Genomic DNA, 12853 nt, shown 5'->3' with positions numbered 1-12853 from the left:
TACATACGATTTTACCGATTGAGGGGGACATTTTTTCCTTCGCTACGCCCCGGTTCCATTAATGCGGACATCGCCTGCTTAGCATACAGATGAGGTGTCAGGCCCACCAGCTTCTTGAACTGGGCGCTGAAATATTTGGGATCCTCGTAGCCCACGAGCCTGCTCACCTCCTGCAGCCCACAGGCGCCACCGCACAGCAGTTCCTTGGCTTTACGGACCCGAAGCTCCGTAACATAGTCGGAGAACGTGCATCCGGTTTGCTCTTTGAACATACGGGACAAGTACCCTAAGCTGACATGATGCTGTTGGGCGAACTGCTGCAGGGACAGGTGGTTACGGTACTCCAAATGGATAAGGTGCAGCAGGATGGGGATCAGCTCCTTCGGACTGGCCTCCTTCCTGTCCTCTGCCCCATAGAGCTCTACCAGCTTGTCATGAAGGGGAGACAGCAATTTGTCGTAGTAATAAATATGCTGAAACAATTGCGAATCATCATGAAGATCGGGAACAGGAAGATGGCCGGTTCGGGAACGGTACAGATTGAATTTGAGCGAATAGAACATGTCGTTCATCAACAAATCGAGCTGCCGTTTGGTCAAACGATGACGGCGCAGCTCGTTCAGCAGACGCATGAGGACATCCTTTCCTTTGGAGAGCTCTCCTTTGCGATAGTGCGATTCCAGAATCCGGATGCGATCCCAGACGCCGCTCAGGTTTGCATCCGCAGGCTGCTCGTTCATCGATACGATTGTCGGAAATTCAAACAGCTTGTGCTCCTCCAGATGCTTCTTAAGCCGTTCCAAGACTTCGAACAAAGATTGTCCTGCCGGTTTCCGAACAAAGCCGATATGCAAGGCCTCAGGGCCGTGATGCTGTGGTGCCACCCACTCCGTTAACCGGGTTTTCACAATCTCCTGCCGAAGCGAAGCCGCCGCCCTGCTAAGGAAGACCTTATGCCTGCCGTCCAAATCCACTTTTACGAAATCCTCCTTGGCAGGAACGCACAGCAAAGTCATCAGCCTCTCGGTAGTTTGCATCGAATTCGTAAGCTGGCTTTTGCCCTTATCAGCCTCACCGGATACGAGGATTAGCAGATAGGCTTCATCGTGAAAGCCTAATAACCTGGGATCGGACGGCAGCTCCGGCGTGAGCAGCAACCGTGTCAAGGAGACATGAAACCATTCCTCCGTTTTCTTCCTTTCCTCCAGCAGCTGCCGCAGCGCTTGATCAACAGCCTTGTACAGAGCCTCCTTGGAAACGGGCTTAACCAAAAAATCCGCGACCCCGAATTTCATGCCCATCCGCGCATACTCGAATTGATCATGGACACTGATGATCATTTTCTTAATGGAGGGGTCCAGAAGGTTCAGCTCCTCCACCAGCTCCAGTCCGTCCATACCGGGCATGTTGATATCGGTTAGCACGAGATCCGGACGAATCGCCCCCGCTGCTTCCAGCGCTTCCTCCCCATTGGAGAATGAATATATCCGGTGCTCCGGCTCATAGACCCGGAACAGCTCAACCAGCTCCGCCAATGCCCAATATTCATCCTCAACCAGAAAGATGTTCATAGCTCTCTTCAGCCTCCTCCTCTTGTTCTGCGAACGATAAAGGCATCCTAAGGGTAACGGTCGTTCCCGAGCCGGGGTTGCTCTCGATGCACGCTCCGTATTCCCTGCCGTAGAACAGCTGGATCCGTTGATGAATGTTCAGCAGGCCAACGCCGCTCGACTCCCTTTCTAAACCCTGCAGCGCATGGGTCGTACCGAGTGACCGCTGCAAGACGGTAAGCCGTTCCGGCTCGACGCCGTCCCCGTTGTCCGATACGGTCAGGAGCAGCATGCCCTCCCGCACCTCCGCTTGGATATGAACTCTCCCGCCGGATTTCCTTCGTTTCAGGCCGTGGTTAACAGCGTTCTCAACAAGCGGTTGAAGGGTCAGCTTCAGCAGTCTGGCCTTCAGCAGCGAATCCGGGATACGGTATTCAAGCTCCAGACGGTCACCGAACCGGTGCTGCTGGATTTTGAAATAGTGCTGAAGGTGTGCCAGCTCCTCCAGAAGCATGACGGGCCTGTCGAGCTGCTTCATGCTGTATTGGAACAGACCGGCCAGCGATACGCAAATCTCGGCCACTTCCTCGATGCCCCGCAGACGGCTGATCGATTTCATGATGTTTAACGTGTTAAACAAAAAATGGGGATTGATCTGTGCGTGGAGGGCGGCAAGCTGGGCATTCTTCTCCGCCAGCTTGGACTCATAGACCTCATGAATGAGACGCGAGATGCTGTCCAGCATATGGTTATACATCCGGCTTAGCTTGCCGATCTCGTTCCGTCCGGTATACTCCATCCGTTGGTTGAAATTGCCAAGCTCCACACTGGACATCTTACGCATCATGTTACGAAGCGGAAGTGTAATTTGATACGATAGCGTATAGGAGACCAAGGCGACGAGAAGCATGGTAACCAGTCCGGCGGCAACGATCAGGTTTCGGATGTTCTGCTGCTTGTGAAGCACTATCGTCTTCGGAATAAGCGAAACGGTATGCCAGCCGGTATAATCGGAAGCCTCATAAGTATAAAAGTAAGCTTTGCTCCTCCACACCAGCTCACCTGCGGATTTCCCGGGCTCCAGCGAATCCATGGGGAACATCGGACGCGAGCCTTCCCATCCTGCGCTTCCGTTCTCATAAATGATCTCCCCCTGCTCGTCCAGGAGCAGCATGGTCATTTGGCTTCCCAGCTCATCCGACTGCAAATTCGGGCGCGCCAGCGCCTTAAAGGCATTGACGTTGATATGGATCGTGGCTACTCCGATAGCCTGCTGCGTAGGAATGCGATGAATGCGCCGGTGGAAGGAGACGATCCGTTTGGCCGGTTCCCCTATGCCTTCACCGCTGACGGAGGTTTGCAGAATAAACCTTTTGCTTTCCAGCTCCTCCACGAGCGTCTGAAGCTTTTCCTGAGGATAAGGAGCTGCAGGATGTTTCTCGACCATTTTGACATAGTAGTACAGATAACCGTCCAAGGTGTGAATCGAAATGCCTTGAACATAGGGCTTGGGATAGGAAAAATCAAATAAAAACGGGCTCAGTCTATAGCCTATCAGCTCCTTTTCGAACGAATCGCCGGCTCTCTTATAATCCATTAGAGCGCTTTGGACGGCAGGAGAAATCGATACGGAAAGAGAAAGCTCTTCGATATTTTGCATATACAAATCGACCATTTCTGAAAATTGCCTGGAGATGATGGAGGATAAAGAGGAGGCTTGGTGCATAATGTCGCGGGTATATTTGATGTAGAACATGCCGCAGGTGATCCCGACGATAAACAAGGATACCATGGAAAAGGAAAGGAACATCTTCGTCTTTAGCATAGGCAAGGGCTCCGTCCTTAGTGTGCTGGAAGAACAAAGATGGGGATACCTGTCACCCTTTAGGCAATCCGTATCCCCTGTCTATTACTTTATTCCGTAATGATTCTGCGCATTCCATTTGTTCTCGTCCTTCTTCTGCTGCACTCCGGACTGCATTACCTTCTTTAGGTCTCCTAGATACGTATCCAAAGAAATCGAGCCCTCCAAATAAAGCTGCCCCAGCTTCTGATTGTTCTCGGTAACGTTCTTATCCACCTCGCCGCCGTAAATGTTCAGCTTCATCGGGTCGCCTACGAACGCGAAGCCCTTCAGATGATCCGGCAGCTCCGCCGTCGTAGTCGCCGGAGTACGATACAGCTTCTCCGCATGGTTTCCTTGTATTTTGGCGGAGGTGATATAGGCCATGAAATCAATGGCTGCGTCAAGCTTTTCCGGTTTGATGGATTTGGGAATGGCCAGGTTTCCAGCAGGCACGCCGCCGATTTCCATCAGCTTGCCCAGGGCCTGCGGATGATTCTCTTTAGTCAAGTAAGGAAGCGGGAAAGCCGCCATCTCGAAGCCGCGAGCCTTGGACTCGAAGAGCGATTTGCTTTGTCCGGAGGTTCGCATCACCATGGCGACTTCGCCGCGCAAAAACATATCCGAGGAGCTGGCGAAATCGATGCCGTTATAGCCTTTCGGCCAATATTGGCTCCAGTGCTTAATGATCGGGAACACGTCCTTGTAAGGCGGCTTCGTGATGTCTACGGTCCCTTCGTCTACGGCCTTCACATATTCGTTGATTTCGATAAAGCCGCTTTTGTTCGTATCCAGCTGCTCGTATTGACCAGCAATCAGCTCCTCCGTCAAGATGCGTACCGACCAGCTGTAGCTGTAATCGCCCGGCTTCGTATTCGGAAATCCGAAAGGGGTCACGCCGATCGCCTTAAGCTTCTCCTGCGCGGCGAGGAACTCGTTCCACGTTTGCGGCGGCTTGGTGATACCGGCCTTGTCGAATAAATGTTTATTGTACAGAACACGAACAGAGTCTACGCTTGTAGGCACGCTGGCATAGGTCTGGTTATCACCGATCAGCCGCTGCAGCAGCGTCTTGGGAAAAATGTCCGACCAAGCTTTATCGCCAAGATGGGGCTGCTTCTTCGTATAGTAAGGGGTAAGATCCGTAAGCAGTCCTTTCTTTAAGTCCTCCTGATCCCAAATATATCGGGTCGTAAAAATATCCGGCGCCGTTCCTCCGATCAGTTGAGTCGTGACCCAGGCCCTGTGCTGCTCGACGCCCCCGAAGTTCTGCAGCTGCAGGTGGATCTCCACATCCGGCCGTTTCTCCCTATAAGAACGCACCGTCTCCTCCCATACCTGCTGCTCCGTCTGATCGCCGCCCGCCTCCGACATGACCATGACGTTAAGCTCGATTTTACTGCCGCCAGTTTTGTCCCCGCCGGAGGAATCTGTTAAAGAAGCTTCGCCGCACCCGGAAAGAACCAGGGGCAGGGTAATACAGAGGGAAATGAGACTTTGGATGGAACGTTTGATACTCATGGGCAAGCACCCTTCCGTAGAGAATTGGTTAGCCTTTCACGGCACCGGCGGTAATTCCGCTGATGAACGGCTTCGTCGCAGCAACGAACAATACGAGCAGCGGCAGCGATGCAATGACGTACCCTGCAAACTGGATTCCTTGAACCTGATCCATAGGCCCCTTTATATTGCTTAGTGCCAAGATGATAGGCTTCACCTTATTGCCCGAGGTGACGACAAGCGGCCATATATAGTTGTTCCAGCCGTTCAGCGCGTTAATAATGGCTACGGTTGCGATCACCGGCTTGGATAACGGTACGATGAATTGGGCAAAAATGCGCAGCTCTCCGGCCCCCTCGATTTCAGCCGCTTCGATCAAGCTTCCGGAGATGCCCTCAAAGAAGGTCCGCATCAGCATCGTAGCCAGCGCGGAAGCCCCGGCCATGGGGCCTAGGATTTGCGCCCAATACGTGTTGAGCAGCCCGAGCTGCTTAAATAGGATGAACTGCGGAATCAATAGCAGAAAGCCCGGCACCATCATCAGGAGGAGGATCAGGTAATACAACGGCTCTTTGCCGAAGAACGTGAACCTCGCGAAGGAATAGCCGGCGAGCGTGGAATTGATCAGCACACAGCCGATGATTCCGGCAGAAATCAACAGCGAGTTTCCTATAAACGGAGCCGTTTGCAGGAAAGCCGACACAAAGTTGTCTGCATGCAGAGGGAGCACCGGGTACCAGAAATGATGGACAATTTGATCCTGAAGCTTCAATGAGGTGATCATCAGCATGTAGAACGGAAATAATGTCAGGATCAAAAGCCCGGCAAGGCAGATTTGGTTTACGGCCCTGCCTAGTGACCATGTTCGCATCAGAGCCCCTCCTAATCCAAAGATTCCGTTCGTTTGATGAAGCGGTTCGTCGTAAGCGTAAACAAGAAAAGAATAAGGAAGACCAACACACCGATAGCGGAAGCATAGCCGAGCTCATTATACTCGAAGCCCTTTTTGTACAAATATAGGGCAGGCGTTAATGTGGAGAAGCCCGGTCCGCCGTTGGTCAGCACCAGAACATTCTCGAAGCTCTGAAATTGATGGATAAAAGCCAAAATCACGACCAGCCGAATCTGATTCCTAATCAGCGGGAGTTCGATATGCAAAAACCGCTGCCAGGCATTCATTCCCTCAATGCTCCCTACCTCGAATAATTCCTTGGAAATCGTAATGAGCCCTGCCAGGTAGATGAGGAAGTAGATTCCTCCGATCCACGGAAAATTGACAAACAGAAGGGCGCCGAGGGCCGTGGCGCTTTCCCCGAGCCAGGCATGCACCCAGGCTTCTAAACCGAGCTGTCGCAGCAGTGTATTCAGCACTCCGTTGCCCATATAAATCCAGCGCCACAGTAAGAAAACAATCACGTGGGGCACAACCATCGGGATCAGAAACAGCACCCGGTATATACTTTGCAGCTTCTTAGGCGAGTGGAACACCCCAATGGCGGCATAAAGCGGCAGGGTGAGCTGAATCAGGATGAAAATCACCGTAAGCACGGCTGCATTTTTAAGCGATACGTAAAAAGTGGGGTCTTGAAAAAGCTTCGCATAATTTTGCCATCCGAGGAACGTATTGAGGTTCGCCCCGTTCCACTGATAGAACGATTTCACAATGGCGGTGAACAGCGGATAATATTTGAATAATCCCATGGATACGAAAATGGGAATGAGGAAGGCGTAGGCGGTCACATGCTTTTTGATAAGCCGTTTCTTTTTCAACCGGGAGGCCTCTTCGGTCCGGACCGGATCGGCAGCTTCGGGGATCAGGTATTCATTCAAAGCCGTCCCTCCTCTCCATCGATGACTTCCCTTGCATAGCTTTATCATACCGGGAGGACGGGGTTTCTTCATTGTCTATTGCGCCATTCTTCTTGGCGATTCGGTCATGCCGGCGGATTACGCATACCGATTAAGGAAAGCGCTGTGCAGTTAAAATAGCAAAAATTCCGCAAAAAGGCATATTTTCCCATGAAATGTATCCAAATCAAAGAGATTTCTGCGAAGATACAACATTGCAAGACCATTTGCCTCGGTTCCGGCCATCGTGATCTCTCAAAGATGCGTATTCTCACAAATCTCGTTCTGAACCTCGTTTAGGGTCAAGGATTGTTGCACTTTAAGTCAATTTCATAATTAGAAAGCCCATGTGGAATAAGGTTTTTCGGCAAACAAAAAAGGAGTACCTCCCCACATTAAGTTTGCCGAATTGTTTAAGTTGCGAACGGCTATTGAACGTGTCTTTGCTTATCTGAAATTATACTTTGGCATGGGCACTACACGAAGGCTCAAAAAACGGGCGTTTGTCGATCGCGAACTATGTTACCTAACGTACAACGTGTCTACATATGCGCTGAATCATTTAAGCATGAACATCCGTTTGACCAAACAAGCCGCGTAACTTTTTTGAAAATGTACACATCGAAATTGGTTACCTGCGGCAGAAATTTATTATGAAATTGACTTCTTATATAAATTTGTTATACGGGTCACTTTAGCCTGTTTACCTTCATTAGAAGTAGACCCTTTCGAGAAGGAGAACAGCATTTACGGCATCACTGCCTGCGGCATATAGATGGCGCTACAGAGCGTCTGTCGCTTAACACGGCCCGGTAATGCTCCCTGTAACGTTATGAAATCACCTTACTGTACCTAATATGTGTTCATCTGCCACTGTAAGATGAAAAATGCAGCTAGAATAAAAAGTGGACACATCGTTAAGTGAAGTTAGATAATTAACTTAGCAAAGAACAATGAGGTGTCCACCATGGGAGATCAACGGCAGCGTTACAATGAAGAATTTAAAAAGCAGACAGTCAAATACGTACAAGAACAGACCAAGACGGTGCCGGAAATCGCGGCGGAGCTGAACATTCCGGCAGGAACAATCCACAACTGGATGTCTCAGTACCGTTCATTTGAAAATGAGCCGCTAGCCAACCCGGAAAAGCTTCGTCAAATGAAAGAAGAATTGGCAGCAAAAGAACGCGAAGCCAAGAAAAAAGATCAGGAGATAGCCGATCTCCAGGAGGAGCTGGCCATTTTAAAAAAGGCTCTGCACATCTTCAGCAAAGAAAAGAACTAAGGTTCCAGTTCATTGAAGATCACCGCTCCGAATTTCGAATGGAGAAGATGTGCAAAGTGCTGCAGGTATCCAGGAGCGGGTTTTACAAGTGGCAAACGGCTACAGCAAGTGAGCGAGAGAAACGGAAGACGAAGGTGATGGAGCGGATTTCCTACCATTTTCACGACTCTCATGGAAGATATGGCAGCCCCAAGATCACCCGTTTACTATGGGCTGAACAGTTTAAGATTTCAGAGCGCACAGTCAGTCTCTACATGAAGGAGCTAGGGCTGCGTTCGTGCGTTTCTCGAAAATTTAAGGTACAGACAACCGACTCTAACCATGATCTGCCTATCGCTCCAAACATCCTGAATCAGGAATTTGATGTGAAGAAGCCAGAGAAGGTCTGGGTAGCAGACATTACCTACATCCCTTGCCGAGAGGGCCGATTGTACCTTGCCAGCATCTTAGACTTATGCACGCGTGAGATCGTCGGCTGGCGCCTTTACGATCGAATGACCACAGACTTAGTTGTAGACACGTTACAAGCCGCCTATGAGGCCAAGAAACCTCGGAAAGGGCTCATCCATCATTCAGACCGCGGTTCACAGTATGCCTCAGATGAATACCGTAAGAAGTTGAAGGCTTACTCAATGAAAGCCAGCATGAGCCGAAAAGGGAACTGCTATGACAACGCTTGTATCGAGTCATTTCACAGCATATTAAAGAAGGAGCTTATTTACCGCACCAAGTTTAAAACGAAGCAGCAGGCTTATGAAGCCATTTTTCAATATATTGAGTTCTTCTACAACCGTAAGCGAATCCACAGTGCAATCGGTTATGTATCGCCGGTTAAATTTGCTGCGCGTTTTAAGAAGGCTGCTTAAGGGTTCACTTAACGGAGTGTCTACTTTCTTGACAGAGGTCCAAAAATCGCGTTACAATGCGTCTGGTGCTTATCACGGCCCGGTAACGCTCCTTGTAACGTTATAAATTCACCTTACTGTACCAAATATGTGTTCATCTGCGACCGTAAGATGAAAAAATCGCGTTACAGGGTGCCTGGCGCTTATCACGGCCCGGTAACGCTCCTTATATCATTATGAAATCACCTTCTTTAGCAGCTTTGCACCCCAGACGGGATGAGCACAGCTTCACCGTTTCCCCTGTAATCTTCACACCGCAAGATGCGTTTAAGATCAGCTTATCCGGTCTCCGCGGACCGCTCCCCCACCGCTCTGTTCTGCGTATGCGATTATATCGCGGTCAGTGACCACGGTCCATGTGGAAAAGAGCACGATCGCGCAGCTTTCCGTCTCCCGGCTGCTGTCCATGATCGGGAAGGAAATGACGGTCAGCACCAAATCGTTCATAGACACCCAGCTTGTCGTTCGCAAATCGTGCAAAGCCATATAGCCAGGCCGCTTATGCGACCTGGCTTACCATTTATGCTCCCGATGCACCGACGGGCCTGCTTCCAAGCCGCACATGCTCGAAGAAGCCGTCGCTGCCCACCTGACCGCCTTTGAGCACCATTTCCAGCCCGTCGATCGTCGCGTGATGGGAATATGCCCGGCAAAGCGGCCCGCCCGGCTCAAGCGTCGCTTTGCATTCCAGCGCATAGATGCCCAGCTCCCGGGTAACATAGCCCGACGTATCTCCCCCTGCAATAACGATGCGGGTGAGGCGGGCCTCCGTGACTAGCTCCCTGGCCAACGCTCCAAGCAATGCGCCGAGCATTGCGCTGCTATCCTCCGGACGCAGTCCTCGGCTCGTCAGCAAGTCCCTCAGCTCCCCGATGCTGGCATCCGCAGGCCCGGCCGCCGTGTAAAGGATGACACTCCGCTGTTCTTTGAGGATCTGAAGCGTCTCCTGACGCAGCTTCTCCATAACCACAGGGGTCTTCTCCGGCTTCATTAGCTCCGTCACCGGAACGCGAATCCCCGCATAACCCGCCTCGAAGGCGCGTTTCAATTGCCTTTCCGTAATTGGCGAACAGCTCCCTGAAACAACGAGGAGCCGGTCAACGCTATGTACCGTCGGGGCAGGCCGTTCCTCTGCCGGAATCAGTCCTGCTTCTCTCCAGGCTGAGGCAAGTGCATACTCCACCCCGGAGGAGCCGATAGCAAATACGCCTTCGCCTTGCTCCGCCTGCTCCCAGATCAATCGGCCTGCTGTCGCGAGTCGGCGTTCATCCAGGACATCGAACAGCACCAAATCCGGCTGCTCATTCTGTACGATAGCGTCGAGGCGCCCGCGAACATCAGGATAAGATCCGTCGAGCGCCACGATATCGAGCAGGGACGTTTGCAGCTTGGTTTGTTGTTTCAAATGCTCCCGAAGGTCCGATTCCCTCATAGGGGTTACCGGATGAAACGACATCGTGGGATGCCGGTCCAATCGATAAACCTGTGCTCCAGCTCCCGCAAAATGATGACCGAACAAGGTATAGCGCTTAAGGGACGGTACACCTACCAGAAGAGGAATATACCCGCCCTTCTTTTTTATAAATACGTCTCTGCCGATTTCGGCCGCCTTACCGATGCTTCCGGTGTCCGGCGAGGAATCGAAGGTCGAGCATACCTTGTAGTGAAACACGGCAGCACCCGCACGCTGCAGCATTTCGAACAGAGGGCGAAGCTCCCGCTCCATCGCTTCCGGCGGCAAAGAACGACCGATGCCCGCCACCCCAAAGCAATCGGCGGCCTCGAATCGTCCGCCCAGCATTTCCTCGGACGGAGGCTCTAGAAACAGAACCGTGCGGAGACCGGCGCGGAACAGCGCTTCCAGCACATCGGTAGAGCCGGTAAAATCATCGCCGTAATAACACAGGAGACGTCCGACCTTGGCCTCCCGCCCCTTCGTCAGAGCTTCCTCCATCGGTATCAGCTCCCCCCGTATTTGCGAATCGCGCTCGCCAGCTCCGCATGCCCGGCGGCGTACTCCGTCAAAGGAACGCCCTGCACGGCGGCCTCCCAGCCTTGCTTCATGCTCAGGAAGCCAGCTGCAGGTCCGTCCGGATGGGCCAGCATTCCGCCGCCGGCCAGATGCATCACGTCGACGGAGCCGGTTGCCTCATACGTCGCCGGAGCGGTTCCGGCCCATTGTGCCGATGAGATGACCGGGAGTGTCTGATAGCCTCCCAATAGCGGTGCCGTGCAAGCCTGAATGGAACGAACGACCGAGGTATTGCTCTCATAGAACTTGCTGTTCAGTCCATTGACATGCAGATGATCGGCTCCAGCCAAACGGCAGAGCTTCTGGAATGCTGTGAATTCGATGCCTAGCTGAGGGCAGCGGGTGAGCATTCCCCATTGATTTCGGTGACCGTGAATCGGAACTTCACTATATTTGTTGAGGGCAGCGAGCCCCGCTAAACCGATGCTCAGGATACTGACCATAACGCAGGTGCCGCCCGCCTCTACGACCAGATCGTGATTCCGCCTCATTTCATCGTAGTCGCCGGTAATGTTGAAGGCATACATCAGCTTACGGCCGGTGTGATCCGCCGCCCGGTCAACCGCCTCCATGACGGCCTTCACTTTCACCTCGAAGGGGCAGTAAGGCGGATCGGCATTCAGTTCGTCGTCCTTGATGAAGTCGAGGCCCGCGCCGGCAAGACGGCCAACCAGCCCGGACAGCTCCACTGCGGTGAGGCCGATGCTCGGCTTCACGATTGAGCCCAGAATCGGGCGCTCCCATACACCTGCCAGCCTCCGGGTTCCTTCAATGCCAAACTTCGGCCCTGGATATTTCGCTGTGAACGCGGCGGGCAGCTCCAGGTCCAGCAGCCGGATACCCGACAGCTCCTGCAGCTCATACAGATTACCGGCTACCGCAGACATTAGGTTCGGAATCGATGGACCGAAGTTGTGCAGCGGAAACGACACGGTCACCCGTCCCTGGCGGTATACACCGTCATGGGCGGTTGGCGTCTTTGCGCCGGGAAGGGACGGACGATCCGTCTCCCCCAGGAGCTCGATTCGCTCTACCCGAGCGCCGTGCTTCTCCTTCACCTGATCTGTCTCTCCCGGCACAGCGGTGAAGGTGCCTGTAGATTGCTCCCCGGCAATGACGGCGGCAGCCCGTTCCAGCGAATAAGGCGTCTCCACGAGATAAATGGCCGTGACCCTCTCCTGAGACATCACCCCTCACCCCTTCGGTTGCCGGCACCGCCGTGCGAGAGAACTTCCTTGACCTGCTCTACGCCAAGGCGCGGGGAGGAGAGCACCGGCTTGCCGGTAGCTTCGGCCAGTGCTTTCTCCATCCGGGCCATAGAGCCTTGAGCGAGCACGATCACATCCGACTCCTCTGCGGTGCGTTTGGCCGTCTCCAGCAGAAGACGATCATGCTCGTCCGGGCGGCCGGACACAAGGGCGTCGAAGGCCCCTTCCGCGAGTCCGTTGACCAGCGTCACTTGACGTCCCGCCGCATCCGCCTGCTTGCGGATCAAACGCAGCGTCGGCTCCAGCGTAGACGGGAGCGTCGCCAGCACGGCGATTCGCTCATATTGCGCCGCTGCGAGCGCCGTCATGGCATCGTCGATTTTCACGATGGGGATTCCGATGAGATGGCGGGCGGCATCCGCCACCTCTCCTACGGAGGTGCAGGTATTGAGGATAACGTCGGCACCCAGCTCCTCTGCATGATGGTAATATTGGACCAATCGACGAGCCACCGCCGGAGGAACCTGCCCTGCCCTTACAACGTCGCCGATCAAGCTGTCATCGATAATATTGACAAGCCGGCAGTCCGGAAGCAGCTCTTGGAACACCGCCTTAAGCGGGTCCGCCAAGCCTTGACCGGTATACACGGCAACCACAGTTTTCATAAAGTTCCCCTCCGCTA

General features: G+C 52.9%; 11 protein-coding genes and 1 pseudogene. 3 read left to right on the top strand and 9 right to left on the bottom strand.

Going from position 1 to position 12853, the window contains the following annotated elements; genetic code table 11:
- Nucleotides 1-11: 11 nt before the first annotated feature.
- The 5 genes from QMO62_RS27220 to QMO62_RS27200 form a co-directional block, all read right to left on the bottom strand.
- Nucleotides 12-1571, bottom strand: coding sequence for a response regulator (locus tag QMO62_RS27220; protein WP_284645639.1), 1560 nt, complete (start codon nt 1569-1571; stop codon nt 12-14).
- Nucleotides 1552-3375 (bottom strand): cache domain-containing sensor histidine kinase, encoded by a 1824-nt coding sequence (locus tag QMO62_RS27215; protein ID WP_284645638.1) that lies wholly within the window; start codon nt 3373-3375, stop codon nt 1552-1554. Before QMO62_RS27215 ends, QMO62_RS27220 begins: the two co-directional genes overlap by 20 nt.
- An 84-nt stretch (nt 3376-3459) precedes the next feature.
- Nucleotides 3460-4914 (bottom strand): ABC transporter substrate-binding protein, encoded by a 1455-nt coding sequence (locus tag QMO62_RS27210; RefSeq protein ID WP_284645637.1) that lies wholly within the window; start codon nt 4912-4914, stop codon nt 3460-3462.
- 28 nt (nt 4915-4942) lie between these two features.
- On the bottom strand, nt 4943-5764 hold the full coding sequence (locus tag QMO62_RS27205; RefSeq protein WP_284645636.1) for a carbohydrate ABC transporter permease: 822 nt from the start codon (nt 5762-5764) through the stop codon (nt 4943-4945).
- An 11-nt stretch (nt 5765-5775) separates the two neighbouring features.
- Nucleotides 5776-6723 carry a carbohydrate ABC transporter permease gene (locus QMO62_RS27200; protein ID WP_284645635.1) on the bottom strand — a complete coding sequence of 316 codons (948 nt, stop codon included), beginning with the start codon at nt 6721-6723 and terminating at the stop codon, nt 5776-5778.
- Between the two features lie 415 nt (nt 6724-7138).
- On the opposite strand from QMO62_RS27200, the pseudogene QMO62_RS33650 reads away from it, so the two are divergent.
- The 3 genes and pseudogenes from QMO62_RS33650 to QMO62_RS27190 all read left to right on the top strand — a co-directional run.
- Nucleotides 7139-7342: pseudogene (locus QMO62_RS33650) on the top strand (transposase); the annotation flags it as partial.
- A gap of 366 nt (nt 7343-7708) precedes the next feature.
- Nucleotides 7709-8026: a transposase gene (locus QMO62_RS27195; RefSeq protein ID WP_284641113.1), complete on the top strand. Its 318-nt coding sequence runs from the start codon at nt 7709-7711 to the stop codon at nt 8024-8026.
- Nucleotides 7912-8892, top strand: a complete 981-nt coding sequence (locus QMO62_RS27190) for an IS3 family transposase (RefSeq protein WP_348651718.1) — start codon at nt 7912-7914, stop codon at nt 8890-8892. Before QMO62_RS27195 ends, QMO62_RS27190 begins: the two co-directional genes overlap by 115 nt.
- Nucleotides 8893-9204: 312 nt before the next feature.
- Here the strand turns inward: QMO62_RS27190 and QMO62_RS27185 are convergent, their stop codons facing one another.
- Genes QMO62_RS27185 through QMO62_RS27170 form a run of 4 tightly spaced genes read right to left on the bottom strand, consistent with a single transcriptional unit; the run spans nt 9205 to nt 12836 of the window.
- Nucleotides 9205-9417 carry a hypothetical protein gene (locus QMO62_RS27185; protein WP_284645634.1) on the bottom strand — a complete coding sequence of 71 codons (213 nt, stop codon included), beginning with the start codon at nt 9415-9417 and terminating at the stop codon, nt 9205-9207.
- Between the two features lie 34 nt (nt 9418-9451).
- Complete coding sequence (locus tag QMO62_RS27180; RefSeq protein WP_284645633.1) at nt 9452-10885, bottom strand: four-carbon acid sugar kinase family protein; 1434 nt, start codon at nt 10883-10885, stop codon at nt 9452-9454.
- Between the two features lie 5 nt (nt 10886-10890).
- Entirely contained in the window at nt 10891-12150 is a 1260-nt protein-coding gene (locus tag QMO62_RS27175) for a ribulose-bisphosphate carboxylase large subunit family protein (protein WP_284645632.1), read from the bottom strand.
- Nucleotides 12150-12836, bottom strand: a complete 687-nt coding sequence (locus QMO62_RS27170) for an aspartate/glutamate racemase family protein (protein WP_284645631.1) — start codon at nt 12834-12836, stop codon at nt 12150-12152. Before QMO62_RS27170 ends, QMO62_RS27175 begins: the two co-directional genes overlap by 1 nt.
- Nucleotides 12837-12853: the final 17 nt, after the last annotated feature.

The organism is Paenibacillus silviterrae, from assembly GCF_030167925.1.
Lineage (GTDB): Bacteria > Bacillota > Bacilli > Paenibacillales > NBRC-103111 > Paenibacillus_G > Paenibacillus_G silviterrae.
This window is presented reverse-complemented; position numbering and strand designations above follow the sequence as displayed.